Origin of the sequence: Pseudomonas sp. R9.37, assembly GCF_963878885.1 — a bacterium.
In the GTDB taxonomy this organism is placed as follows: Bacteria; Pseudomonadota; Gammaproteobacteria; order Pseudomonadales; family Pseudomonadaceae; genus Aquipseudomonas.
In genome coordinates this window covers 133,004-158,218 of record NZ_CAWNZA010000043.1, presented here as the reverse complement: position 1 = coordinate 158,218, position 25,215 = coordinate 133,004, and the positions used below count along the sequence as shown (strand labels likewise).

Here is a 25,215-nt window from a genome sequence, read left to right as displayed (position 1 = left end):
ACCTTGCAGAAACGAGCGGCGCTCGCAGAATTGCAGACGCCGGGCATCCCGTTGACTCTCATGGAGTCAAACGCCGGATGCCCGCGCCTGCAAATCATCGGTCACTTGGTTGCGGTGCCATCCGGCACGAACACATAACCCACACCCCACACCGTCTGGATATAGCGCGGCTTGGACGGATCCGGCTCGATCATGCGGCGCAGACGGGAAATCTGCACGTCGATGGAACGCTCCAATGCATCCCACTCCCGGCCACGGGCCAGGTTCATCAGTTTGTCGCGCGTCAGCGGCTGGCGAGCGTTCATCACCAGAGCCTTGAGCACGGCGAACTCACCGGTGGTCAGCATGTGCACTTCTTCGCCACGCTTGAGCTCACGGGTGGCCAGCGACAGTTCATAGTCGCCAAAGGTGACGCTTTCGTCTTCGCTGCCTGGCGCGCCGGGTACCGGGGCTGCCTGACGGCGCAACACGGCTTTGACCCGGGCCATCAGCTCGTCCGGGTTGAACGGCTTGGCCAGGTAATCATCAGCGCCCAGCTCAAGGCCCTTGATGCGGCTCAACTCATCACCCTTGGCGGTAAGCATGATGATGGGGATCTGGTTGTTCGCACCGCGCAGGCGTTTGCAGGCGGTGAGGCCGTCTTCACCGGGCAGCATCAGGTCGAGTACGACCAGATTGAACACTTCGCGCCCCAACAGGCGGTCCATCTGCTCGGTGTTTGGCACCGCGCGGGCACGGTAGCCCTTGGAGTTGAAAAAACGCTCCAGCAGGCTGCTCAGCCCCGGGTCGTCATCAACGATGAGAATTTTTTCGCCTTCAGCAGTTTGTGCAGTGCTGCTCATTAGATGCTCCTCTTATCTCGGCGCGCATTATGGCGTAGCTGCCGTTATACGCACCGTGTGCATTGTTAGCAGATTTTTCCTCTACCGCCAGCGAACCCGCCCCCTGCAACCTTCGGCGCAATCCCCCCCAGCTGCAGAACGCTGGTTATAATGCGCCGCCTTTGCGCTGAGCAATGTCAGACTTTACTGCTTGCTGCCTCGCTATTTTTTACCGCGGCGGGCAGCAATTTTCCGATTTCGAGGGTCAACAGGCTGCCTTTTGACCCAGGTAGCGGCGCCAGTCGGGCCGCTCAACCAGCCTTGCAACGCCTTGTTTTCCGGGCGTGCGAGCTGCTTTCAGAATTTCAGGTGGTTTTATGGACAGCATCAACAGCCGCATCGCCGAGGAACTCGGCGTACGCCCACAACAGGTCGAAGCGGCCGTCGCTCTACTGGATGAAGGCTCCACGGTGCCTTTCATCGCCCGTTACCGTAAAGAAGTGACCGGCAGCCTCGACGACATCCAGCTGCGGCACCTGGAAGAGCGCTTGCGCTACCTGCGAGAACTCGACGAACGGCGCATCAGCATCCTCGCCAGCATCGAGGAACAAGGCAAGCTGACCCCGCAACTGGAACGCGACATCAAGCTCGCCGACACCAAGACCCGCCTCGAAGACCTTTACCTGCCGTACAAACAGAAGCGCCGCACCAAGGGCCAGATCGCCCTGGAAGCCGGCCTGGGCGACTTGGCGGACGGCTTGTTCAACGACCCGTCGCTGACCCCGGAAACCGAAGCCGCGCGCTTCATCAACGCGGAAAAAGGCGTCGCCGACGTCAAGGCGGCCCTCGAAGGCGCCAAGTACATCCTCATGGAGCGTTTCGCCGAAGACGCCAACCTGTTGGAAAAACTGCGTAACTACCTGAAACAGGAAGCCACCCTCAGCGCCCGCGTCATCGCTGGCAAAGAAGAGGAAGGCGCCAAGTTCCGCGACTATTTCGAGCACGACGAACCGCTCAAGAGCATGCCGTCGCACCGCGCACTGGCCATTTTCCGCGGCCGCAACGAAGGCATTCTCAGCTCCGCGCTGAAGGTCGGCGACGAGCTGCCGGGCACCATGCACCCGTGCGAAGGCATGATTGGTCAGCAATTCGGCATCCAGAATCAGAACCGCCCGGCGGACAAGTGGCTCGGTGAAGTCGTGCGCTGGACCTGGAAGGTCAAGCTCTACACCCACCTGGAAACCGACCTGCTCGGTGAGCTGCGCGACGGCGCCGAAACCGAAGCGATCAATGTTTTCGCCCACAACCTGCACGACCTGCTGCTGGCCGCCCCGGCCGGCCCGCGCGCGACTCTGGGCCTCGACCCGGGTCTGCGCACCGGCTGCAAAGTGGCCGTGGTCGACGCCACGGGCAAGCTGCTGGACCACGCCACCGTGTATCCGCATGTGCCGCACAACAAGTGGGACCAGACCCTCGCCATCCTGGCTGCGCTGTGCGCCAAGCACGCCGTGGACCTGATCGCCATCGGCAACGGCACCGCCAGCCGTGAAACCGACAAGCTGGCCGCCGAGCTGATCAAAAAATACCCAGCCATGAAGATGACCAAAGTCATGGTCTCCGAGGCCGGCGCGTCGGTGTACTCGGCGTCGGAACTGGCCTCCAAGGAATTCCCGGACCTCGACGTATCGATCCGTGGCGCCGTCTCCATTGCTCGCCGCCTGCAAGACCCGCTGGCCGAGCTGGTGAAGATCGACCCTAAATCCATCGGTGTCGGCCAGTACCAGCACGATGTGTCGCAGCTGAAACTGGCACGCGGTCTGGATGCGGTGGTGGAAGACTGCGTGAACAAGGTCGGCGTGGATGTGAACACTGCCTCGGTCGCGCTGCTGGCCCGTATTTCCGGCCTCAACTCAACGCTGGCGCAGAACATCGTCACCCACCGCGACGAGAACGGCGCGTTCAAAACCCGCGCGGCGCTGAAAAAGGTCGCACGCCTGGGCGAAAAAACCTTTGAACAGGCCGCCGGCTTCCTACGCGTAATGAACGGCGACAATCCGCTGGACGCTTCGGCGGTTCACCCGGAAGCCTACCCGCTGGTACAGCGCATTGCTGCCGAGACCGACCGCGACATCCGCTCGCTGATCGGCGACGCCGCGTTCCTCAAGCGCCTGGATCCAAAGAAGTACACCGACGAAACCTTCGGCGTGCCGACCATCACCGACATTCTGCAAGAGCTGGAAAAACCTGGCCGTGACCCGCGTCCCGAGTTCAAGACCGCCGAGTTCCAGGACGGCGTCGAAGACCTCAAGGACCTGCAACTGGGCATGATCCTCGAAGGCGTGGTCACCAACGTGACCAACTTCGGCGCCTTCGTGGATATCGGCGTGCATCAGGACGGTTTGGTGCATATCTCCGCGCTTTCGGAGAAGTTCATCAAAGACCCTCGCGAAGCGGTGAAAGCCGGTGACGTGGTCAAGGTCAAGGTCATGGAAGTCGACATTCCACGCAAACGCGTTGGCCTGTCGATGCGCATGAGCGACACCCCCGGCGAGAAAGTCGACGGTGCCCGTGGCGCTCGCCCAGGCTCGGCGCCACGCCAGTCGCAGAACAACGCACCGCGCAAGGAAACTGCCACCGCAGCGCCAAGCAACAACGCCATGGCGTCGCTGTTTGCCAATGCCAAACAGTTGAAGAAACGCTGATGCAAATCCCGGCCGGTTTGACCCAGAGCGCGTTCAGCGAGCTGATCGGCTGTCGCCTGCAACGCCTGGACGAGGGCGTTGCCGAGGTGGCCCTGACCCTGGAGCCGCAGCTGCGCAACCGTGCAGGCAAGCTCCACGGCGGGGCGATTTTCAGCCTGGTGGACATCACCATGGGGCTGGCCTGTTCCAGCGCCCACGGTTTCGACCAGCAGAGCGCGACCATCGAATGCAAAATCAACTATATCCGTGCCGTGTCCGATGGTGACGTGCTGTGCACCAGCCGTGTTATCCACGCGGGTCGGCGCACATTGGTGGTCGAAGCGGAGGTGTATCAGGACGACAAACTGGTCGCAAAAGCACAAGGCACATTCGCTGTCCTATAGCTCCCCGCCCTCGATTTGAGTTAATTTCGGCGCTGCGACAACAGCGTCGGAATTTTCTTGCTGCGCTATAGCCCAATTCATGGAGTGAAGTAGGCTTTTTCAAAGCGGGTCAAATCGACTCAAAACCAGGCGATAACGCCAGTTTTAACTTCACCCTTGTAGACCGTCCTGCCCACCCCCATATTGGGGCGACTGACGCGTGAAGGAATCCAACTTGAGCGAACTTCTCAACCGCCGCCTGGCCTTGCTCGGCAAGCGCGAACACCTCTCCCTGCTAGAGCAGTGCTTGCACGGCATCGAGCGCGAATGCCTACGCGTCACCGGTGAGGGTCGCCTGGCACAAACGCCGCACCCCGAAGCCCTGGGCGCCGCGTTGACCAACGAATTGATCACCACCGACTACTCGGAATCGCTGCTGGAGTTTATTACCCCAGCCCTGCCCAACCCGGCCGATACCCTGAGCAGCCTGGACAAGATCCATCGCTTTGCCTACAGCAAACTCGGCAACGAGTACCTGTGGAGCCCTTCGATGCCGTGCCCGCTGCCGGCTGAGGAAGATATTCCGATTGCCTACTATGGCACCTCCAATATCGGCCAGCTCAAGTACGTTTACCGCAAGGGCCTGGCCCTGCGTTACGGCAAGACCATGCAGTGCATCGCCGGCATTCACTACAACTTTTCCCTGCCGGAGCAGTTGTGGCCCTTGCTCAAGGAGACTGAAGGTTTCGTCGGTACCGACCGCGACTACCAGTCCACGGCCTACATTGCATTGATCCGTAACTTCCGCCGCTACAGCTGGCTGCTGATGTACCTGTTCGGTGCCTCGCCGGCCCTGGACGCAGGTTTCCTGCGCGGTCGCTCGCACCAGTTGGAAGTGCTGGACGCCGACACGCTTTACCTGCCGTACGCCACCAGCTTGCGCATGAGCGACCTGGGTTACCAGAGCAACGCCCAGGCCGGCCTCACGCCGTGCTACAACGACCTGGCCAGCTACACCGACAGCCTGCGCGAAGCGGTGGCAACGCCCTACGCGCCTTATGTCGAAGTTGGCACCCATAAGGATGGTGAGTGGGTTCAGCTCAACACCAACATCCTGCAGATCGAAAACGAGTACTACTCCAACATTCGCCCCAAGCGCGTGACCTACACCGGCGAGCGCCCCATCCAGGCGCTGATGGCCCGTGGCATCCAGTACATCGAAGTGCGTTGCCTGGACATTAACCCGTTCCTGCCCATGGGCATTGACTTGCCGGAGTCGCGCTTCCTCGATGCATTCCTGCTGTATTGCGCACTGAACGACAGCCCGCTGTTCGCCAACAACGAGTGCGGCAATGCCACCTCCAACTTCCTCAGCGTGGTCAAGGAAGGCCGCCGTCCGGGCCTGCAATTGCAGCGTCAGGGCCAGCCTGTGGACATGAAGGAATGGGCCACCGAGCTGCTGGAGCACATTGCGCCGTTGGCAGCGTTGCTGGATCAGAGCCATGGCATGACCGAGCACAGCGAGGCGCTGGACGCTCAACTGGCGAAGGTCAAGGATCCATCCCTGACGCCATCGGCCCAAGTGCTGGCGGCGATGGCCGAACGCAAGGAAAGCTTTGCGCAGTTCTCGCTGCACCAGAGCGAGGTGCACGCCGAGCATTTCCGTAAAGAGCCGCTGCCGGCCGAAGAACAGGCGCGCTTTGAAGAACTGGCGCGCACGTCGCTGGCGCAACAGGCGGAACTGGAGCAGAACGAGGTCGGCGACTTCGATGTGTTCGTCGGGTCGTACCAGGCGAGCATCCTGGCAATCAGTAACTAACTGAGGCCGAACCCGGCTCGAAATGTGGGAGGGGGCTTGCCCCCGATAGCAGAGTGTCAGTCACCCATCAGTGACTGATCCACCGCCATCGGGGGCAAGCCTCCTCCCACATTTTTGCTCTCATCAAGCTCAAGATTTGCTTCAGCCTTTCTTCACATAAGCTAATTCGAAAACGTTATTTATTTTCGGGTTCTTAGATCATTTAGTCTCCTCACACGCCGACCCTCGGCCGCCTGATTGAGGAGCTTCCCCTTGAAACTGCTTACCCCTCTGCGCCTCTTGGCCGCATTGTCCCTGGCCGGTGCCAGCCTGTTTGCCCAGGCGGCAGATGTCACCATCGCTTATCAAACCACCGTGGACCCGGCGAAAGTCGCCCAGGCCGACGGCGCGTACGAAAAAGCCACTAACGCCAAGATCGATTGGCGCAAATTCGACAATGGCGCCGACATCATCGCTGCCATCGCCTCCGGCGACGTGCAGATCGGCTACCTCGGTTCCAGCCCGCTGACCGCTGCCGTGACCCGCAAAGTCCCAGTGGAAACCTTCCTTGTCGCCACCCAGATCGGCGGCGCCGAAGCCTTGGTGGCGCGCAACGGTTCAGGGATCAACAGCCCGCAGGACCTGATCGGCAAAAAGATCGCCGTGCCGTTCGTGTCCACCGGCCACTACAGCCTGTTGGCCGCGCTGAAGCACTGGAACATCGACCCTTCGAAGGTGACCATCCTCAACCTCGCGCCGCCGGCCATCATCGCCGCCTGGAAGCGCGGTGACATCGACGCCACCTACGTGTGGGACCCCGCCCTGGGCGTGGCCAAGGAAAACGGCAAGGTGCTGATCACCTCCGGCGAACTGGCCAAGTTCGGCGCGCCAACCTTCGACGCGTGGATCGTGCGCAAAGACTTCGCCGAGAAGCACCCGGAAATCGTCACCGCCTTCGCCAAAGTCACGCTGGACGCCTACGCCGCGTACCGCAAAGACCCACAAGCGTGGCTCGCCGACACAGGCAACGTCGACAAGCTGGTCAAGCTTTCCGGCGCCAAGGCCAGTGACATCCCGCTGCTGCTGCAAGGCAACGTCTACCCGCTGGCCGCTGATCAGGTGACCCTGCTGGGCGCCCCGACCACCAAGGCTGTGACCGACACCGCCGCGTTTCTCAAGGAGCAAGGCAAGGTCGACGCCGTGCTGCCGGACTACGCCCCTTACGTCAGCGCCAAGTTCATCACTAACTGATTCAAGGAGTTCATTGCGATGGCCTTGCTACAACTGGAGCGCATCAGCGCACAGTACCCAGGCGCCACAGAACCGGTACTGTCTGATATTTCACTCGACCTTGGGCCCCAGCAATTGCTGGTAGCCCTCGGCCCGTCCGGCAGTGGCAAGACCTCGCTGTTGAACCTGATTGCCGGTTTCGTCGAACCCTCTGCCGGGCGCATCACCCTCGATGGCGTGCCGGTCAAAGGCCCCAGCGCCGAGCGCGGCGTAGTGTTCCAGGACGACGCCCTGCTGCCCTGGCAGGACGTGCTGGCCAACGTCGGCTTCGGCCTCGAACTGGCTGGCGTGCCCAAGGCACAACGCGAAGTACGCGCCCGGGAAATGCTCGCGCTGGTCGACCTCGCCGGCTTCGACAGTCGTCGTATCTGGCAACTCTCCGGCGGCCAGAAACAGCGCGTGGGCCTGGCCCGCGCGCTGGCGGCCGACCCGCGTGTGCTGCTGATGGACGAACCCTTTGGCGCCCTCGATGCCTTCACCCGCGAACAGATGCAGGAGTTGCTGCTGCAAGTCTGGCGGCGCACGGCCAAGCCGGTGTTCCTGATCACCCATGACATCGAAGAGGCGGTGTTCCTCGCCACCGATTTGATCCTGTTGGCGCCTAACCCGGGCCAGATCGTCGAGCGCCTGCACCTGGACTTCGGCCAGCGCTACGCCGCCGGTGAATCGGCGCGCGCGATCAAGTCCGACCCGCGCTTTATCGAAACCCGCGAGCACGTGCTGGGCAAAGTGTTCTCGCAACGGCAGGTGTCCGCATGAGCAGTTACGAACTCCCCGCCACCGCCGCCAAGCCGGTGGCTCACGCCGTTATTCCAGTGCGTCGCAGCCTGAGCACACGCTGGATCAGCGTGCTCACTTTGGTTGCCTTGTTGGCACTCTGGTGGGCGGTGACTGCCACCGGTTTGATCGAACCGCTGTTCCTGCCGCCACCGTCCGCCGTGCTGCAAAAAGGCTGGCTACTGGCGACCACTGGCTACATGGATTCCACCCTGTGGCAGCACTTGGGCGCGAGCCTGCAGCGCATCGGCCTGGGCCTGGGTTTTGCGGTGCTGACCGCCGTGCCGGTGGGCATTGCCATCGGTGCCAACCGTATCGCGCGCGGCATTCTCGACCCGCTGATTGAGTTCTACCGGCCGATTCCACCGCTGGCCTATCTGCCACTGATTGTGATCTGGTGCGGCATCGGCGAGCTGTCCAAAGTGCTGCTGATTTATCTCGCGATCTTCGCGCCTATCGCCATCGCCACTGCCACCGGCGTGCGCACCGTCGACCCGGCCAAGCTGCGGGCTGCGCAATCGTTGGGCGCCACCCGTGCCCAATTGATTCGCCACGTGATCCTGCCCAGCGCCCTGCCCGACATCCTCACCGGTGTGCGCATCGGCCTGGGCGTAGGCTGGTCGACCTTGGTTGCGGCCGAGTTGATCGCCGCCACCAGCGGCCTGGGTTTTATGGTGCAGTCGGCGGCGCAGTTCCTGGTCACCGATGTGGTGGTGCTGGGGATTCTGGTGATCGCCCTGATTGCTTTCGCCATGGAAATGGGCCTGCGTGCCCTGCAGCGTAAATGGGTGCCCTGGCATGGCCAGGCACATTGAGTGAGAAGAGCATGAGCAGCCTGACCGTTACGCCTTTAAGCACCGCCCTGGGCGCCCAGATCAGTGGCGTCGATATCACCCAGCCGCTGAACCTGGAACAGCGCGACGCCATTGAGCAGGCGTTGCTCACCCACTCGGTGCTGTTTTTCCGTGGCCAAGCCGTTACCCCGCAGCAACAGGCGCGGTTCGCGGCAAATTTTGGCGACCTGCACATCCACCCAATTTACCCCAACGTGCCGGAGCAGCCCGAAGTGCTGATCCTGGATACCGCCGTGACCGACGTGCGTGACAACGCCGTGTGGCACACCGACGTGACCTTCCTGCCCACTCCGGCCCTCGGCGCGGTGCTCAGCGCCAAGCTGCTGCCGGCGTTTGGTGGCGACACGTTGTGGGCCAGTGGCATTGCGGCGTATGAGGCGCTGTCTGAGCCATTCAAGCGCCTGCTCGATGGCCTGACGGCGACTCATGACTTCACCAAATCCTTCCCGCTGGAGCGCTTTGGCAACACCGCCGAAGACCTGGCGCGCTGGGAAGAAACCCGCAAGAAAAACCCGCCGCTGTCGCACCCGGTAGTGCGCACGCACCCGGTGAGTGGGCGCAAGTCGCTGTTTGTCAGCGATGGGTTTACCACCAAGATCAATGAGCTGGAGCCGGCTGAAAGCGAAGCCATTCTCAAGCTGTTGTTTGCTCATGCGACACGGCCGGAGTTCACCATCCGCTGGCGCTGGCAGGAGAACGACGTGGCCTTCTGGGACAACCGCGTGACCCAGCATTACGCGGTCGATGACTACCGGCCACAACGGCGAGTGATGCACCGCGCGACAATTCTGGGCGACGTGCCCTTTTAAGCCAGACACAACCTTCATCGACTGACCCACCGCCATCGCGGGCAAGCCCGGCTCCCACAGTGATCGAGTCGTAGCGAATACATTTGCCACGCTGAAGAGCAAAAATGTGGGAGGGGGCTTGCCCCCGATAGCTCTGGGTCAGTCAACGGGTCACGTGACTGCCACCGCCATCGGGGGCAAGCCCCCTTCCACATTGACCCGGTGCTATCAGGTTATTCAGCGGTCGATCACTACCGGCCGCAGCGGCGAGTGATGCACCGCGCGACGATTCTAGGGGATGTGCCGTTCTCGCCACACTGCACATAAAATGTGGGAGGGGGCTTGCCCCCGATAGCTTTGGGTCAGTCAACGGGTCACGTGACTGCCACCGCCATCGGGGGCAAGCCCCCTCCCACATTGACCCGGTGCTATCAAGTTATTCAGCGGTCGATGACTACCGGCCACAACGGCGAGTGATGCACCGCGCGATGACTCTTGGGGATGTGCCGTTCTAGTCGCCACACTGCACATAAAATGTGGGAGGGGGCTTGCCACCGATAGCTCTGGGTCAGTCAACGGGTCAAGTGACTGCCACCGCCATCGGGGGCAAGCCCCCTCCCACACTGACCCGGTGCTATCAGGTTATTCAGCGGTCGATCATTACGGCCACAGCGGCGACTGATGCACCGCGCGACGACTCTTGGGGACGTGCCGTTCTAGTCGCCACACTGCACATAAAATGTGGGAGGGGGCTTGCCCCCGATAGCTCTGGGTCAGTCAACGGGTTACGCGACTGACACCGCCATCGGGGGCAAGCCCCCTCCCACATTGACCCGGTGCTATCAGGTTATTCAGCGGTCGATGGTTTTTCCCACAGGTTGATCCCGCCTTCCTGGGCAAACCGATCGATTTCCGCCAGTTCCTCAGCACTGAAACTCAAGTTCTGCAGCGCCCCGACGTTTTCAATAATCTGCTCCGGCCGGCTTGCACCGATCAGCGCACTGGTCACCCGTGGGTCACGCAGGGTCCAGGCCAGCGCCAGTTGCGCCAGGCTCTGGCCACGACGCTTGGCAATTTCGTTCAGCGCACGCACGTGGGCGATGTTGGTTTCGGACAAGTGCTTGGCCTGCAGCGAACCACCCCCTGGGCGATTAACCCGCGCATCCGCCGGCACGCCATTGAGGTACTTGTCGGTGAGCAAACCCTGGGCCAGCGGCGTGAAGGCAATCACGCCGGTACCGAGTTCTTCGGTGGTGTCCAGCAGGTCTTTTTCCACCCAGCGGTTGAGCAGGTTGTAGGCCGGTTGGTGGATCAGCAGCGGCACTTTCCATTCCTGGAGCAGCGCAGCCATCTCGCGGGTTTTCACGCCGGAATAAGACGAGATACCGATGTACAACGCCTTGCCCTGTTGCACGGCGGTGGCGAGGGCGCTGGCGGTTTCTTCCAGTGGGGTGTCGGCATCAAAACGGTGGGAGTAGAAAATATCCACGTAGTCGACGCCCAGGCGTTGCAGGCTCTGGTCCAGGCTCGCCAATACGTATTTGCGCGAACCGCCGCCCTGACCGTAAGGGCCGGGCCACATGTCCCAGCCGGCCTTGCTGGAGATGATCAGTTCGTCGCGATAGTGCTTGAAGTCTTCGCGCAGCAAACGGCCGAAGTTGATCTCGGCGCTGCCATAGGGCGGGCCGTAGTTGTTGGCCAGGTCGAAGTGGTTGATCCCCAGGTCGAACGCGGTGCGCAGCAACGCGCGCTGGGTGTCGATCGGGGTGCTGTCGCCAAAGTTGTGCCACAGCCCCAGGGACAGTGCGGGCAGCACCAATCCACTGCGGCCTACGCGGCGATAAGGGATAGATTCATAGCGGTTTTCGGCAGCAATGTACGTCATCGAATCCTCTCTGGGCTTAGGGGCAAATAAGGCCTGGGAATAAGGTTATTCCCAGGCCTTTTAAGCCGCTGAATCGCTTAACTATGCCCGTCTCTTTTACAGCAATTTCCTACCAAAGTGGAACGACGTAGCTCACATAGAAGCGGTTTTCATCTTGCACGGTGGCGCCGGTAATGTCCGGGCTGGCGTGGGCATTTTTCCAGGTCACGCCCAGGCCCTTGAGAGTGCCGGTGGGTACCTGGTAGGCCACCGCGATGTTGCGTTCCCATTCGCTGGTGTCGCCCTGCGCAGTGCGGATGTCATCGCCGTGGGCATACGCGGCCGAGAATGTCAGGCCGGTGAGGCCCAGCTTGCCGAAGTCATATTTGTATTGCGCCAGCCAGGTACGCTCGCCGGCGTGCTGGAATTTGTTCAGCTGCATGTTGGTCAGCGCCGGCGTGTCCGCACCTGAACCTGGGCCTTGGCGTGCGTCACCACTGTTCAAGCCCGAATCCAGGTACGGGAAGTCGCTGTCACCGCTGTTTTTCTGGATACCGAGGCCCACCGTATGGCCGTCCAGGCTGTAGCTCTCCAGCAAGCTGGCGGTGGTCTGATTGATGCGGCCTTTGCTGGTGCCGTCACCGTAGAGGCCGGCCCCGGCGAAGTTTTTGTCGCCATCGGCGTTGGCGCCCACACCCAGGCTGCGGAACACGCGCACGTCGGTGTCGATGGCGCCCACAGACAACGCATCATGCCGTTTGGCGCCGAGGAAGAACTGCTGGTAATAATCCTCAAGGTTGGAATACCACAGGCTGACGGTGGTGTTCTGAATGCCGGTGTAGTCCGCACCGCCGAACAGGAAGCGGTCACTCTCTTTGGTGCCACCGGCGGTGATCATGCCTTGGTCGCCGGTTTCGTTGCGGATCTTGGTCTTGAAGATATCGCCGCCGGTGAAGGTGAAATCGGTAAGGTCCTTGGACACCAGCTGCACACCGGTGTTGGTCTGCTGGTACAGGCGCCCGTCGGTGTTGGCCAGCACCGGGTTGTTGCCGTACAGCGTGCCCACGCGCAGCTCATCCTTGGCAAAGCGCATCTTGAATGTGGGGCTCAGTACACCAAACTGGTCGGCGGATTTGCCGTTGTCCAACGGGAACATGCTGCCGGGGTAGCGCCCTTGGTGGTCCTTGTCATTGAGGTCACCACCGGAGTCCAGTTTCAAGCCATAGAAGGCCTGCAGATCGAGGCCAAAACCAACTGGCCCATCGGTGTAGCCCGACTTGAAGTTGAACTCGAAACCCTGACCCCAATCACGAATGCTGTGGGCCTTGGCGTTGCTGTTCACCACATCACGCCCTTGCTGGTTGAGGTAGCGGTTGAGCAAGGTCACATCGGCGTGGCTGTCGTCGATAAAATCGGCGTGGGCGGACAGCATAAAGCTCGCCATGGCGACACCCACCACGGGGCTTATTAACGTCTTCATTGTTACCGGTCTCCGTCACTGTTCTGAAATGAAAGCGTCAAACGCTTCACACAATTACGCAGTGGCCAGATGACAGTTACGCGTCAAACCGGGGCTTGAACGAATGAAATTAAATTTAAGAGAGCCCCGTAGGACGGGGCTTTGCGGGCGTTTTCGTGGGAGCGGGCTTGCCCACGATGCAGCCAGCTCGGTGTATCTCAACACCGAGCTGATGTGATCGCGGGCAAGCACAGGGGACTAGCGCACCAAGTGCAGGAACTGCAGGTGACGCTCGTACTGGTCGAGGATGTCGTTGATGATCTGCTCCTTGGTGTAGCCCACCAAATCGTAGTCCTGGCTGCCCTCGCTCAGGTGCACTTCCGCGCGGTAATAGCGACGGTTATTGAGCTGCTTGGAGCCCATGCCGCCGCGCGCAAACGACGGCGTGAAATAGCCACGCATCTGCACTTGATACACGAACGGGTGCTCTTCACCGTGGCCGATTTCCAGGCTGACGCTGTCGTTGGACGGGTCGGGCTGGGTGACGACGCTGAGGCCTTTCTCGACAAACACCGCCGTCACTTCTTCGATCGCCGGGCGCACCGTGGTCTCAAGGAACCGGTACACCTCATCGCGCGATGGGAAATGCACCGCCTGGCTCAAGCGCTGGCGCCAACCGCCGGTGCCCTTGCGTGAGCCCGATACCGGCGCCAGCGAATGCAACTGGGCAATCTGCTTTTGCGATTCGAGGTAGAACGCCTTGTGCAGCCCCCACATCATCAACAGCAGGATCAGCGAGAACGGCAACGAGGTCAGCACCACCGCCGATTTCAGCGAATCGATGCTGCCGGCAAACAGCAAGGCACTGGTGACCAACGCAGTCATTGCGCCCCAGAACACGCGCAGCCATTTAGGCCCGTCTTCATCGGCGTTACCGCCTTTGGACGACAAGGTCGACAGCACCACGGTGCCAGAGTCGGCCGAGGTGACGAAGAACACGAAGCTGATGAACACCGTGACCGCGATGACCGTCTTGCTCCATGGGTAGGTTTCCAGCAGCAAGTAAAGGCTCATCGACGGGTCATCGATGGCCGACTGGCCGAGGGCGGTCAAGCCGTGGTTGAGCACTTGGTCGATGGCGCTGTTGCCGAAGATCGACATCCACGCCAGGGTAAAGCCCAGCGGGATCAGCAGCACGCCGAACACGAACTCGCGGATGGTACGGCCACGGGAAATACGCGCGATGAACAGGCCCACGAACGGCGACCATGCAATCCACCAGGCCCAGTAGAACACCGTCCAACCGCCCAGCCAGTCGCTGGGTTTGTCGTAGGCGTACACATCGAAACTCTTGGTCGGCAAGGCGCCGAGGTAGTCGCCGATGTTCTGGATCAGGGTGTTGAGCAAGTGCTGGGTGGGCCCGGCGAACAACACAAACAGCAGCAGCGCGCAGGCCAGCAGCATGTTGATGTCGGACATCACCCGCACGCCCTTGTCGACACCGGAGACGGCGACGAGGATCGCGGCGCCCATCATCAGCGTGATCAGGCCAACCTGAATCCATTGGGTGTGGGCAATGCCGAACAGGTAATCCAGCCCGGAATTGAGGTGCAACACGCCAAAGCCCATGTCGGCGCCCAGGCCAAACACGGTAGCGATGATGCCAAAGCCATCCACTGCGTAGCCGATGGGGCCGTTGATGCGCTTGCCGATCAGCGGGTACAGCGCCGAGCGCAGCGCCAGCGGCAGGTTATGCCGGTAGGCGAAATACGCCAGGGCCATGCCAACAAACGCGAAGACGCCCCAGCCGTGCAGGCCCCAGTGCAGAAACAGGATCTGCATGGCCTGGCGCGCGGCATCGGCGTTCATCGGCGCGCCTTGGGGCGGCTGCACCAGGTGCGTCAGCGGCTCGGACACGCAGAAGAAGAACAGCGTGATGCTGATCCCGGCGGCGAACAGCATGCCGGCCCAGGACAGGTAGCTGAATTCGGGCTCGTCGTGGTCGGCACCGAGTTTTATCTTGCCGTAGCCCGATAACGCGGTGACCACCACGAAGACCAGATACAGCGTCATCGCGAGCATGTAGTACCAGCCGACCGTGTTGGCCGCCCAGTTTTGCGCAGCCAGCAGCCAGGCACCGGCCTGTTGCGGGATAGCGATGACCGTGATGCCGAATAGCAGGATGAAACTGGCGGCAAAGTAGAAAACGGGCGCATTCATGCGCACCATGCCGCTGGATGGGGTGGACGATGCACTCATGAACGATGCACCCCGAGGGTGTCGGATGTGGCTGTAAATAACGGACTCAGCAAAGGTAAGCCTCCTGTTGTGAGCGGGCAGCGAACCACCGGTTTAACTTGAACGAACATTCAAGTTAAACATGAATAGGCGGTTTGGGACTAATCGCAGGGCTGAGTGGTAGGTCATTCCTACACTAGCTCAGGGATTGGTATGACGGGTGCGCGAGGTAAATCGTTCAGCGATTTCGGGGAGAAACCTTCTCGGATTTGCAATGCGATCCAATGTGGGAGCTGGCTTGCCTGCGATGGAGGTGGGTCAGCAACAAGTCTGTCGCCTGATACACCGCTATCGCAGGCAAGCCAGCTCCCACCTTCGATCAGCGCGTGGCTCAAAAACTATTTCTGCGCTCCATCCTCATGCTGCAAATTCGCCTGCGTGATATTCGCCCCCGCCGGCACACTGCGGGTCAGCCACACGTTGCCGCCAATCGTCGAGCCCTTGCCGATGGTGATCCGCCCCAGAATCGTCGCCCCGGCGTAAATCACCACATCATCCTCAACGATCGGATGGCGTGGATGACCCTTTTGCAGCTGCCCGTCTTCATCTGCCGGGAAGCGCTTGGCGCCCAGCGTCACCGCTTGGTAGATGCGCACCCGCTCGCCGATGATCGCGGTTTCGCCGATCACCACGCCCGTCCCATGATCGATAAAGAAACTCGGGCCGATCTGCGCGCCCGGGTGAATGTCGATACCCGTGGCCGAGTGCGCGATCTCCGCGCTGATCCGCGCCAGCAGCGGCAGCCCGGCGCGGTACAGATGGTGCGCCAGGCGATGGTGAATCACCGCCAGAATCCCTGGATAGCACAACAGCACTTCATCCACACTGCGCGCGGCCGGGTCGCCGTGGTAGGCGGCCAGCACGTCGGTGTCCAGCAGGCTGCGCAGTGAAGGCAGGGCAAGGGCAAAATCCTGGATCAGGCGGATCGCCAGGGCATCGACCTCGCTGTCGTCCTGGCCGCCCTGGCGTGCGGCGTAGCGCAGCTCCAGGCGCGCCTGGCCGAGCAGGGCATTCAAGGCGACGTCGAGGGTGTGGCCGACGTAAAAGTCTTCACTCTCTTCACGCAAGTCCACCGGCCCCAGGCGCATCGGAAACAACGCGCCGCACAGCGACTCAAGAATCTGCGCCACGGCTTCGCGCGACGGCAATTCGCGGCCGCCGTGCTCGCCACTCAAGCGGCCATTGCGCGTTCGCCACTGATCCCGGGCGCTGCGCAGCTGGCTGACGATGGTCTGCAATTGCCAATGGCTGGAACGCTCACTCACGGTATTCACTCCTGACGAATTGCCCATCACTTTACGGTATGCACCCTGACGGCCCTTAAGAACCAATGATGTGATGCTAAGAACTAACCGACATAAGCGATTGGCGGTTGCCCGATGAAAAGTGCCTGCCTATAGTCGCCCAATCACTTAGCCACTGTGCGTCGCCATGATCAAACAACAGCTCGACCGTTTTAACCGCCTGGACCTGCTGGGCGGTGCCACTGCCCTGGAAAAACTTGAGCGGCTGTCGGCCTGGCTGGGCAGGGACATCTACGTCAAGCGCGACGACACCACGCCACTGGCCATGGGCGGCAACAAGCTGCGCAAACTCGAATACCTGGCAGCCGACGCCCTCGCCCAGGGTGCCGACACCCTGGTGACCGCTGGCGCGATCCAGTCCAACCATGTGCGCCAAACTGCTGCGCTGGCCGCCAAGTTGGGCCTGGGTTGCGTGGCACTGCTGGAAAACCCGACCGGCACCGAAGACCCGAACTACCTGGGCAACGGCAATCGCCTGTTGCTGGAGCTGTTTGACGCCAAAGTAGAACGGGTCGAGAACCTCGACAACGTTGACGACCAACTCAATGCCCTCGCCGATCGCCTGCGCAGCAACGGCAAGAAGCCGTACCTGGTGCCTATCGGCGGCTCGAATGCACTCGGGGCGCTGGGTTACGTACGCGCCGGGCTGGAGTTAGCCGGGCAGATCGAAGCCAGCGGCATTGAGTTCGCTGCCGTGGTACTCGCCTCCGGCAGTGCGGGCACCCACAGTGGCCTCGCCCTGGCGTTGAGCGAAGTACTGCCAACATTGCCCGTGGTGGGCATCACCGTGTCGCGCACCGAGCAAGCTCAGTTCCCGAAAGTGCAAGGCCTGGCCGAACGCACCGCCGAGTTGCTAGGCGTGGGCGTTCCCGACGCGTTCAAAGTGATCCTGTGGGACGAATATTTCGGCCCGCGCTACGGCGAACCGAACGCCGGCACCCTGGCAGCGGTCAAGTTACTGGCAAGCCAGGAAGGCCTGCTGCTGGACCCGGTGTATACGGGCAAGGCCATGGCCGGCCTGCTCGATGGTATTGGGCGGCAGCGGTTTGAGGACGGGCCGATTATTTTCCTGCACACCGGCGGAGCGCCAGCGTTGTTTGCGTATGACACCGCGTTTAATTGAATAAACGCAGATCAGAAGGTGTGAGCGGTCTTGCTCGCGAATACGAAGTGTCAGCCCATCCATTCGGCGGCTGATACACCCCATTCGCGAGCAAGCCGGCTCTCACACTAGATTGATTGCATATTCCATTAACGAATAACAAATTTAATTTATATTATTTTCAAGTCTTAGAAACTGGCTTTATAGTCGCGCCGAAGGCGAAGACGCGCTTCGCGCTTTAAGGCAGGATACGACTACTGCGTCACCTGCTTCGCTCAACATAAAAAACACAGGGGCTGTTCATGACTATTTCTGTACTGCGTCGCACGTTGCTGGTTGGCACATTGGGCTTGGCACTTGGGGCTGGTCTGATGGGCCAAGCCATCGCTGGTGAACAGCTGGACACCATCAAGAAGGCCGGCGAGATCAAGATCGGCCTGGAAGGCACCTACCCGCCGTTCAGCTTCGTCGATGAAAGCGGCAAGCTCAGCGGTTTCGAAGTCGAGCTGTCCGAAGCGCTGGCCAAAGAGCTGGGCGTCAAGGTCAAGCTGCAAGCCACACCGTGGGACGGCATCCTCGCGGCCCTGGAATCCAAGCGCCTGGACGCAGTGGTCAACCAGGTGACCATCTCCGAGGAGCGCAAGAAGAAGTACGACTTCTCCAAGCCCTACACCGTTTCCGGTATCCAGGCGCTGGTGCTGAAGAAAAACGTTGACGCCATCAAGACCGCCGACGACCTGGCCGGCAAGAAAGTCGGCGTAGGCCTGGGCACCAACTACGAACAATGGCTCAAGGACAACCAACCCAAAGCCATCATCAAGACCTACAACGATGACCCTACCAAGTTCCAGGACCTGCGCATCGGCCGCATCGACGCCATCCTGATCGACCGTCTGGCCGCCCTGGAATACGCCAAGAAAGCCCCGGACACTGCTGCCGCTGGCGATGCTTTCTCCCGTCAGGAAGCCGGCATTGCCCTGCGCAAAGGCGAGCCTGAACTGCTCGACGCCGTGAACAAGGCCCTCGACAAACTGCGTGCCGACGGCACCTTGAAGAAGCTGTCCGAGAAATACTTCAACGCTGACGTCACTCAATAATGGAAGCAGGTTTCCAACTCGCGCTGGACTCCGCGCCCTTTCTGCTCAAGGGCGCGTACTACACGGTGATTCTTAGCCTTGGCGGGATGTTTTTCGGCTTGCTGCTGGGCTTCGGCCTGGCCTTGATGCGTTTGTCGCGCTTCAAACTGGTCAGTTGGATCGCCCGCGTCTACGTGTCGTTCTTTCGCGGCACGCCCTTGCTGGTGCAGCTGTTCCTGATCTACTACGGCTTACCGCAAGTGGGCATCGAGCTGGACCCGATCCCGGCCGCCATGATTGGCTTTTCGCTGAACATGGCGGCTTACGCCTGTGAAATCCTGCGCGCCGCCATCAGCTCCATCGAGCGCGGCCAATGGGAAGCTGCAGCCAGTATCGGCATGACCCGCGCGCAGACCCTGCGCCGGGCCATCCTGCCGCAGGCCATGCGCACGGCCTTGCCGCCGTTGGGCAACAGCTTTATTTCGCTGGTAAAAGACACGGCGCTGGCCGCTACCATCCAGGTGCCCGAGCTGTTCCGCCAGGCCCAATTGGTGTCCGCGCGCACCTTCGAAATCTTCACCATGTATCTCTCCGCTGCCCTGATCTACTGGATTTTGGCAAGCATCCTGGCGCATTTTCAGAACCGCCTGGAAGACCGGGTCAACCGGCATGACCTGGAGTCTTGAAGCATGATCGTGGTTGAAAAACTGACCAAACAATTCAAGGGTCAGGTGGTACTCAACGGGATCGACCTTGAGGTCAAGGAAGGCGAAGTTGTCGCCATCATTGGCCCCAGTGGTTCCGGCAAGACCACCTTCCTGCGCTGCCTGAATTTCCTCGAAGAACCCACCAGTGGTCGTATCAAGGTGGGTGACATCGAGATCGACAGCAGCAAGCCGCTCAACCAGCAACAAGGCCTGGTGCGGCGCCTGCGCCAGCACGTGGGTTTTGTGTTCCAGAACTTCAACCTGTTCCCGCACCGCACCGCGCTGGAAAACGTCATCGAAGGCCCGATGGTGGTCAAGAAGATGCCGCGCGAAGCAGCCACCGAACTGGGCCGTACGCTGCTGGCCAGGGTCGGCCTGGCGGGCAAGGAAGGGGCTTACCCGCGGCGCTTGTCCGGTGGCCAGCAACAGCGCGTGGCAATTGCCCGTGCATTGGCCATGGAGCCGGAGGTGATTCTGTTTGACGAACCCACCTCGGCACTCGACCCGGAGTTGGTCGGTGAAGTATTGGCAACCATCCGCAGCCTGGCCGAAGAAAACCGCACCATGGTCATCGTCACCCACGAAATGAGCTTCGCCCGGGATGTGGCCAACCGGGTGATCTTCTTCGACAAGGGCGTGATCGTCGAACAGGGCGAAGCCAAGGCGCTGTTTGCCAACCCCAAGGAAGAACGGACCAAGCAGTTCCTGAGCAAGTTTCTGGCCCACTAACACCCCGCAAAACCTAGGTGGGAGCTGGCTTGCCTGCGATGCAGGCACCTCGGTGTGTCAGTCACACCGCAGCAATGCTATCGCAGGCAAGCCAGCTCCCACCTAAGCGCGTTCCTACATAAAATCCTCGCGATAACGAATAAAACGCACCGCCGCACCCACCTTAAAATCCCCCGCCTCGTCAGCTCTTTCTGAATCTGCTCCAACCCGCCGTTTAGCCCTTTGCCGCCATTGACGCCCGCCGGCCAACCCTCTTATCTAGGGCGCAGAGGATTGGATCCTATCCCGGCTATTCACTGAATCGTTCCTTTCGGCACCCTGCGCACACTCGCGCCACGGGCACCGGAACGATTGCTGCTGGCTGCATCAAGGAGATTACTTATGACGCGCACTGCACCCTCGGCCATGCTCACCGCCCCGACGCTGCCCCAGGCTAATCGATACGGTATCAACGCCCTCGCCGCCGCCCAACTGCAGGTGGATATCGCCCCCTACCCCGGCATGGAGGAAGGCGACCTGATCGAGCTGTTCTGGAACAACTGCTTTGCCGACTCCCGGCGCGTGAGCGCGTGCAAAATCGGCACCCCCACCCGCCTGCGCATCCCGCACAGCTTTGTGCAGGATGGCTCGGCGCAGATTCACTACCAGGTCATGCAGATCGGCCACGGCCCGGCCCGTTCGGCAGTCACGCACGTGCGGGTCAAGACCTGCCCACCCGGCGGCCAGCCGTCGCCTCGGTTCAGTGACGAAAACCAGAACCTTGCGCCCGTCAGCCTGCCCGACATGATCCGCCGCTACGGCATCAACGGTGCCCAGGTGCGACGCGGCATTCCGCTGAGCATCGAGCCGTACGCGCATATGACCACTGGCGACGCCATTACCCTGCGTTGGGGCGACGTGCGTCTGGACCTGCCGACGATCCAGCGCAAGGACGTCGGTCTGACAGTGCAGGTGTGGGTGCCCTCTGCGGTGATTGTCGAAGCGGGCGACGACTGCCGGCTGGACGTGACGTACTGCATTCTGGATCGCGTTGGCAATAATTCGCGCTGGGCACCCGCGCGCACGTTGAACATCGCCGCCTGCTCCTCGCAGGCGCCAGCCCGCCCGGCCGGGGCCGCGTCGACCTATCAACCACGTCAGCCCGGTTCTCCCTGCGAACCTGGGTAACAGACCTTCTATGCATATTCCTAGAAGTTAGTTTATTTAAAGATTTAACACGCTTAGGGTATATGCACCGGACCACCGGACATCTCTGATTTTTCTGTTTTTATTTCATTGAATGCGAGGTCGGTATGGTCAGAATTACCCCGGTGCATAACGCCAGGGCATTACGTGCAGCCAAGGAGCGGCGCTGATGTCTAACTTGGCTCTAACACCCCCCCAGAGTGATCTGGACGTAGCCCCACTGCTGTTGCCGGCAGCTGTGCTGCGCGACGACGCACAAGCGTTGAGCGCAGCACACGAACTGGCTCAGGCCGCGCGCATGCAAGCGGCCAAGCGCGACCAGCAGCGCAAGCTGCCCTGGGCGCAGCTTGAGCAGTTCACCCGCAGCGGGCTGGGCAGTATTTCCATTCCCCGTGAATACGGCGGCCCACAGGTATCGTTCGTGACCCTGGCCGAGGTGTTCGCGATCATCAGCGCGGCGGACCCGGCCCTCGGGCAGATCCCGCAAAACCACTTCGGCATCCTGTATCTGCTGCAGGGCACTGCCACCGAACGCCAGAAAAAGCAGCTGTTCCAGAGCGTCCTCGACGGCTGGCGCATCGGTAATGGCGGCCCGGAACGCGGCACCAAAAACACCCTGGAACTCAAAGCGCGGCTCACCGCCGAAGGCGACGGCTACGTGGTCAGCGGCCAGAAGTTCTACTCCACCGGCGCGCTGTTTGCCCATTGGGTGGCGGTGAAGGCGTTGAACGATGACGGCAAACAAGTCATGGCCTTTGTGCGCCGTGGCACGCAAGGGCTGCGCATCGTTGACGATTGGTCGGGCTTCGGCCAGCGCACCACCGCCAGCGGCACCGTGCTGCTTGACCGGGTACCGGTGGACGCCGAACTGGTGATAGAGAACTGGCGCATCGGCGAAAGCCCGAACATCCAGGGCGCCATCTCGCAATTGATCCAGGCGGCCATCGACGCCGGCATCGCCCGCGGCGCCCTCGATGACACCATCGCCTTCGTGCGTGAACGCTCGCGCCCATGGATCGACGCCAAGGTCGAACGCGCCAGCGATGACCTGTATGTGATCGCCGATATCGGCAAGCTGAACATCGAACTGCATGCCGCCCAAGCCCTGTTGCGCAAGGCCGGCAAGGTGCTGGACGAGGTCAGCGCTGCACCGATCACCGCGCAATCCGCCGCGCGCGCGTCAATTGCCGTGGCCGAAGCGAAAGTGCTGACCACCGAAGTGTCGCTGCTGGTCAGCGAAAAGCTCTTCGAACTGGCCGGCAGTCGCGCCACCCTCGCCGAATTCAACCTCGACCGCCATTGGCGCAACGCCCGCGTGCACACCCTGCACGACCCGGTGCGCTGGAAGTATCACGCCATCGGCGCCTATCGCCTGAACGGCACGTTGCCGGCTCGTCATTCCTGGATCTGACCGACCAGACATCTGGAGAACATCATGACTTTCTCTACAAACGTCGCGGTTATCACCAGCGACGAACAAGCCCTTATTGTCGCCAGCGACCTGGCCGAAGACTTGGGTCGCGACAGCGCTCAGCGCGACCGTGAACGCCGCCTGCCCCTGCCCGAGCTGGACGTGTTTTCGCGCTCCGGCCTGTGGGGCATCAGCGTGCCGAAGGAACACGGTGGCGCGGGTGTGTCCAACGTCACCCTGGCCAAAGTCATTGCGCTGATTGCCCAGGCGGACGCCTCGCTGGGCCAGATCCCGCAAAACCATTTCTATGCCCTGGAAGTGCTGCGCGTGAATGGCAGCCCGGCCCAGCAGAAACGCCTGTACGCCGAAGTGCTCGCAGGCCAACGTTTCGGCAACGCCTTGGCGGAGCTGGGTACCAAAACTGCCCATGACCGGGTGACCAAAATCACCCGCGACGGCGACGGTTTTCGTATCACCGGCCGCAAGTTCTACTCCACCGGCGCCATCTACGCCCAACGCATCCCCACCTCGGTGGTGGATGAACACGGCGTGCAGCAACTGGCATTTGTGCCGCGCGACAGCGAAGGCCTGACGGTCATCGACGACTGGAGCGGCTTCGGCCAGCGCACCACCGGCAGCGGCTCCGTGGTGTTTGACAACGTGTGGGTCGCCGCCCAGGACGTGGTCCCGTTCCAGAGCGCTTTCGAGCGCCCGACCACGGTCGGCCCGCTGGCGCAGATCCTTCACGCTGCCATCGACACCGGCATCGCCCGCGCCGCCTTCGAGGATGCGCTGCATTTTGTGCGCACCAAGACCCGGCCGTGGATCGACTCCGGCAACGACAAGGCCACTGAAGACCCGCTCACCTTGAAAAGCTTCGGCCACCTGAGCATCCGCCTGCACGCCGCCGAGGCATTGCTGGAACGCTCCGGTGAGTTCCTCGACCGCGCCCAGGCCGACAGCACTGCCGAAACCGTCGCGGCAGCCTCCATCGCCGTCGCCGAAGTGCGCGCCTTGAGCACTGAAATTTCCCTGGCCGCCGGCAGCACCTTGTTCGAACTGGCCGGCAGCCAGGCGACCCTGGCCGAACATGGCCTTGACCGCCACTGGCGCAACGCCCGCGTACACACCCTGCACGACCCGGTGCGCTGGAAGTACTTTGCTGTGGGCAATTACTACCTCAACGATGAAAACCCGCCACTGCGGGGGACCATTTAATGGCGAAGAAAAAAATCCTGCTCAATGCCTTCAACATGAATTGCATCGGGCACATCAACCATGGCCTGTGGACGCATCCACGGGACACCTCGACGCAGTACAAGACCCTCCAATACTGGACCGACCTGGCGCAGACCCTGGAGCGCGGGCTGTTCGACGGCTTGTTCATCGCCGACATCGTCGGCGTGTACGACGTTTACCAGAACGCCATCGACGTGCCGCTCAAGGAGTCGATCCAGCTGCCGGTCAACGACCCGTTGCTGCTGGTCTCGGCCATGGCAGCCGTCACCCAAAACCTTGGCTTCGGCCTCACCGCCAACCTCACCTACGAGCCGCCGTATCTGTTCGCCCGACGCATGTCCACCCTCGACCACCTGAGCCGTGGCCGAGTCGGCTGGAACATCGTCACCGGCTACCTCGACAGCGCCGCCAAGGCCATGGGCCTGACCGAACAGGTCGAGCATGACCGGCGCTACGACCAGGCCGATGAATACCTGCAAGTGCTGTACAAACTCTGGGAAGGCAGCTGGGAAGACGACGCGGTCATCAACGACCCACAGCAACGGGTCTATGCGCAGCCCGGCAAGGTGCACAAGGTTGAGCACCACGGCGAGTTCTATCAGGTCGAGGGTTACCACCTTTGCGAGCCGTCGCCGCAACGCACGCCGGTGCTGTTCCAGGCCGGCAGCTCGGAGCGTGGCTTGCTGTTCGCCGGGCGCCATGCCGAATGCGTATTCATCAGCGGGCAGAACAAGGCCGCCACCAAAGTCCAGGTGGACAAGGTGCGCGCCAGTGCGGCGCAGGCGGGGCGCAACCCGGATGACATCAAGGTGTTCATGGGCCTCAACGTGATCGTGGGCGCCACCGAAGAGCTGGCCTGGGCCAAGCACGCCGAGTACGTGAGCTATGCCAGCCCGGAAGCCGGAGTGGCGCACTTCTCGGCCTCCACGGCGATCGACTTTGCTCAATACGAAATCGATGAGCCGATCCAGTACGTGAAGAGCAACGCGATTCAGTCGGCCACCAAGAACCTGCAAAACAACGATTGGACGCGGCGCAAATTGCTTGAGCAGCACGCCCTCGGCGGGCGCTACATCACCTTGGTCGGCTCGCCCGAACAAGTGGCTGACGAGCTGGAATCGTGGATCAGCGAAACCGGGCTGGATGGCTTCAACCTGACGCGCATTGTCACGCCGGAAAGCTATGTCGATTTCATCGACCTGGTGGTGCCGGAACTGCAGAAGCGTGGGTCGTACAAGACCGCTTATGAAACCGGCACCTTGCGCGAAAAAGTCTTCCAGGGCGGCGCTCGCCTACCCGAACAACACACCGGCTCCACTTACCGACACTGAACCAAAACTGTGGGAGCTGGCTTGCCTGCGATGGCGGTGAGCCAGCAAACCATATGTGGCTGACAGACCGCTATCGCAGGCAAGCCAGCTCCCACAGGTGACCACATTGTTCTTATAA

At 61.4% G+C, this 25,215-nt stretch carries 20 protein-coding genes and 1 pseudogene; 16 read left to right on the top strand and 5 right to left on the bottom strand.

What is annotated here, in order from left to right:
• Positions 1–101: 101 nt before the first annotated feature.
• Positions 102–842, bottom strand: a complete 741-nt coding sequence (gene ompR, locus AACU78_RS19815; RefSeq protein ID WP_053255745.1) for an osmolarity response regulator transcription factor OmpR — start codon at positions 840–842, stop codon at positions 102–104.
• Between the two features lie 356 nt (positions 843–1,198).
• Here ompR and AACU78_RS19810 point away from each other — a divergent pair, with 356 nt between their 5' ends.
• From AACU78_RS19810 to AACU78_RS19775, 8 genes and pseudogenes are all read left to right on the top strand, one after another.
• Positions 1,199–3,523 carry a Tex family protein gene (locus AACU78_RS19810; protein ID WP_106577407.1) on the top strand — a complete coding sequence of 775 codons (2,325 nt, stop codon included), beginning with the start codon at positions 1,199–1,201 and terminating at the stop codon, positions 3,521–3,523.
• Positions 3,523–3,906, top strand: coding sequence for a PaaI family thioesterase (locus AACU78_RS19805; RefSeq protein ID WP_106577406.1), 384 nt, complete (start codon positions 3,523–3,525; stop codon positions 3,904–3,906). Before AACU78_RS19810 ends, AACU78_RS19805 begins: the two co-directional genes overlap by 1 nt.
• 214 nt (positions 3,907–4,120) lie before the next feature.
• Positions 4,121–5,704 carry a glutamate--cysteine ligase gene (gene gshA, locus AACU78_RS19800; protein WP_106577405.1) on the top strand — a complete coding sequence of 528 codons (1,584 nt, stop codon included), beginning with the start codon at positions 4,121–4,123 and terminating at the stop codon, positions 5,702–5,704.
• Positions 5,705–5,956: 252 nt separating this feature from the next.
• On the top strand, positions 5,957–6,934 hold the full coding sequence (gene tauA / locus AACU78_RS19795) for a taurine ABC transporter substrate-binding protein (RefSeq protein ID WP_106577404.1): 978 nt from the start codon (positions 5,957–5,959) through the stop codon (positions 6,932–6,934).
• Positions 6,935–6,952: 18 nt separating this feature from the next.
• Positions 6,953–7,732, top strand: coding sequence for a taurine ABC transporter ATP-binding subunit (tauB, locus tag AACU78_RS19790; protein WP_064450187.1), 780 nt, complete (start codon positions 6,953–6,955; stop codon positions 7,730–7,732).
• Entirely contained in the window at positions 7,729–8,565 is an 837-nt protein-coding gene (gene tauC / locus AACU78_RS19785) for a taurine ABC transporter permease TauC (protein ID WP_106577403.1), read from the top strand. Before tauB ends, tauC begins: the two co-directional genes overlap by 4 nt.
• An 11-nt stretch (positions 8,566–8,576) precedes the next feature.
• Positions 8,577–9,413, top strand: a complete 837-nt coding sequence (gene tauD / locus AACU78_RS19780) for a taurine dioxygenase (RefSeq protein ID WP_106577402.1) — start codon at positions 8,577–8,579, stop codon at positions 9,411–9,413.
• 216 nt (positions 9,414–9,629) lie between these two features.
• Positions 9,630–9,719 (top strand): annotated as a pseudogene (locus tag AACU78_RS19775) (hypothetical protein); the annotation flags it as partial.
• 520 nt (positions 9,720–10,239) lie between these two features.
• Here the strand turns inward: AACU78_RS19775 and mgrA are convergent.
• From mgrA to epsC, 4 genes are all read right to left on the bottom strand, one after another.
• Positions 10,240–11,277, bottom strand: a complete 1,038-nt coding sequence (gene mgrA, locus AACU78_RS19765) for an L-glyceraldehyde 3-phosphate reductase (RefSeq protein ID WP_106577401.1) — start codon at positions 11,275–11,277, stop codon at positions 10,240–10,242.
• A gap of 109 nt (positions 11,278–11,386) precedes the next feature.
• A complete protein-coding gene (locus AACU78_RS19760; protein ID WP_106577400.1) occupies positions 11,387–12,736 on the bottom strand; it encodes an OprD family outer membrane porin in 1,350 nt (449 codons plus the stop codon).
• Positions 12,737–12,973: 237 nt separating this feature from the next.
• The gene (betT, locus tag AACU78_RS19755) at positions 12,974–14,935 is read right to left on the bottom strand and encodes a choline transporter BetT (protein WP_164487965.1); all 1,962 of its coding nucleotides are present in this window, start codon (positions 14,933–14,935) and stop codon (positions 12,974–12,976) included.
• 416 nt (positions 14,936–15,351) lie between these two features.
• Complete coding sequence (gene epsC, locus AACU78_RS19750) at positions 15,352–16,278, bottom strand: serine O-acetyltransferase EpsC (protein ID WP_106577398.1); 927 nt, start codon at positions 16,276–16,278, stop codon at positions 15,352–15,354.
• A gap of 166 nt (positions 16,279–16,444) precedes the next feature.
• Between epsC and AACU78_RS19745 the strand changes: the two genes are divergently transcribed.
• The 8 genes from AACU78_RS19745 to AACU78_RS19710 all read left to right on the top strand — a co-directional run bounded on the left by AACU78_RS19745 (position 16,445) and on the right by AACU78_RS19710 (position 25,097).
• Positions 16,445–17,440, top strand: a complete 996-nt coding sequence (locus AACU78_RS19745) for a D-cysteine desulfhydrase (RefSeq protein ID WP_106577397.1) — start codon at positions 16,445–16,447, stop codon at positions 17,438–17,440.
• A 281-nt stretch (positions 17,441–17,721) separates the two neighbouring features.
• Entirely contained in the window at positions 17,722–18,516 is a 795-nt protein-coding gene (tcyJ, locus tag AACU78_RS19740) for a cystine ABC transporter substrate-binding protein (RefSeq protein ID WP_106577396.1), read from the top strand.
• A complete protein-coding gene (tcyL, locus tag AACU78_RS19735; protein WP_106577395.1) occupies positions 18,516–19,181 on the top strand; it encodes a cystine ABC transporter permease in 666 nt (221 codons plus the stop codon). Before tcyJ ends, tcyL begins: the two co-directional genes overlap by 1 nt.
• Before the next feature lie 3 nt (positions 19,182–19,184).
• Positions 19,185–19,931: an L-cystine ABC transporter ATP-binding protein TcyN gene (gene tcyN / locus AACU78_RS19730; protein ID WP_106577394.1), complete on the top strand. Its 747-nt coding sequence runs from the start codon at positions 19,185–19,187 to the stop codon at positions 19,929–19,931.
• 381 nt (positions 19,932–20,312) lie between these two features.
• Entirely contained in the window at positions 20,313–21,098 is a 786-nt protein-coding gene (locus tag AACU78_RS19725) for a hypothetical protein (RefSeq protein ID WP_106577393.1), read from the top strand.
• 187 nt (positions 21,099–21,285) lie between these two features.
• Positions 21,286–22,527 (top strand): SfnB family sulfur acquisition oxidoreductase, encoded by a 1,242-nt coding sequence (locus AACU78_RS19720; protein WP_106577392.1) that lies wholly within the window; start codon positions 21,286–21,288, stop codon positions 22,525–22,527.
• A gap of 24 nt (positions 22,528–22,551) precedes the next feature.
• A complete protein-coding gene (locus AACU78_RS19715; RefSeq protein WP_106577391.1) occupies positions 22,552–23,745 on the top strand; it encodes an SfnB family sulfur acquisition oxidoreductase in 1,194 nt (397 codons plus the stop codon).
• Positions 23,745–25,097 (top strand): LLM class flavin-dependent oxidoreductase, encoded by a 1,353-nt coding sequence (locus AACU78_RS19710; RefSeq protein ID WP_106577390.1) that lies wholly within the window; start codon positions 23,745–23,747, stop codon positions 25,095–25,097. Before AACU78_RS19715 ends, AACU78_RS19710 begins: the two co-directional genes overlap by 1 nt.
• Positions 25,098–25,215 lie beyond the last annotated feature (118 nt).

What these genes read in the sequence shown, in the direction of transcription:
- tcyJ (WP_106577396.1), top strand. Translation starts at nt 17,722, where the DNA reads ATGACTATTTCTGTACTGCGTCGCACGTTGCTGGTTGGCACATTGGGC.
- tcyL (WP_106577395.1), top strand. Translation starts at nt 18,516, where the DNA reads ATGGAAGCAGGTTTCCAACTCGCGCTGGACTCCGCGCCCTTTCTGCTC.
- AACU78_RS19720 (WP_106577392.1), top strand. Translation starts at nt 21,286, where the DNA reads ATGTCTAACTTGGCTCTAACACCCCCCCAGAGTGATCTGGACGTAGCC.
- AACU78_RS19745 (WP_106577397.1), top strand. Translation starts at nt 16,445, where the DNA reads ATGATCAAACAACAGCTCGACCGTTTTAACCGCCTGGACCTGCTGGGC.
- tauC (WP_106577403.1), top strand. Translation starts at nt 7,729, where the DNA reads ATGAGCAGTTACGAACTCCCCGCCACCGCCGCCAAGCCGGTGGCTCAC.
- ompR (WP_053255745.1), bottom strand. Translation starts at nt 842, where the DNA reads ATGAGCAGCACTGCACAAACTGCTGAAGGCGAAAAAATTCTCATCGTT.
- AACU78_RS19710 (WP_106577390.1), top strand. Translation starts at nt 23,745, where the DNA reads ATGGCGAAGAAAAAAATCCTGCTCAATGCCTTCAACATGAATTGCATC.
- tauB (WP_064450187.1), top strand. Translation starts at nt 6,953, where the DNA reads ATGGCCTTGCTACAACTGGAGCGCATCAGCGCACAGTACCCAGGCGCC.
- AACU78_RS19805 (WP_106577406.1), top strand. Translation starts at nt 3,523, where the DNA reads ATGCAAATCCCGGCCGGTTTGACCCAGAGCGCGTTCAGCGAGCTGATC.
- AACU78_RS19715 (WP_106577391.1), top strand. Translation starts at nt 22,552, where the DNA reads ATGACTTTCTCTACAAACGTCGCGGTTATCACCAGCGACGAACAAGCC.
- tauD (WP_106577402.1), top strand. Translation starts at nt 8,577, where the DNA reads ATGAGCAGCCTGACCGTTACGCCTTTAAGCACCGCCCTGGGCGCCCAG.
- AACU78_RS19725 (WP_106577393.1), top strand. Translation starts at nt 20,313, where the DNA reads ATGACGCGCACTGCACCCTCGGCCATGCTCACCGCCCCGACGCTGCCC.
- mgrA (WP_106577401.1), bottom strand. Translation starts at nt 11,277, where the DNA reads ATGACGTACATTGCTGCCGAAAACCGCTATGAATCTATCCCTTATCGC.
- betT (WP_164487965.1), bottom strand. Translation starts at nt 14,935, where the DNA reads ATGAATGCGCCCGTTTTCTACTTTGCCGCCAGTTTCATCCTGCTATTC.
- AACU78_RS19810 (WP_106577407.1), top strand. Translation starts at nt 1,199, where the DNA reads ATGGACAGCATCAACAGCCGCATCGCCGAGGAACTCGGCGTACGCCCA.
- AACU78_RS19760 (WP_106577400.1), bottom strand. Translation starts at nt 12,736, where the DNA reads ATGAAGACGTTAATAAGCCCCGTGGTGGGTGTCGCCATGGCGAGCTTT.
- tcyN (WP_106577394.1), top strand. Translation starts at nt 19,185, where the DNA reads ATGATCGTGGTTGAAAAACTGACCAAACAATTCAAGGGTCAGGTGGTA.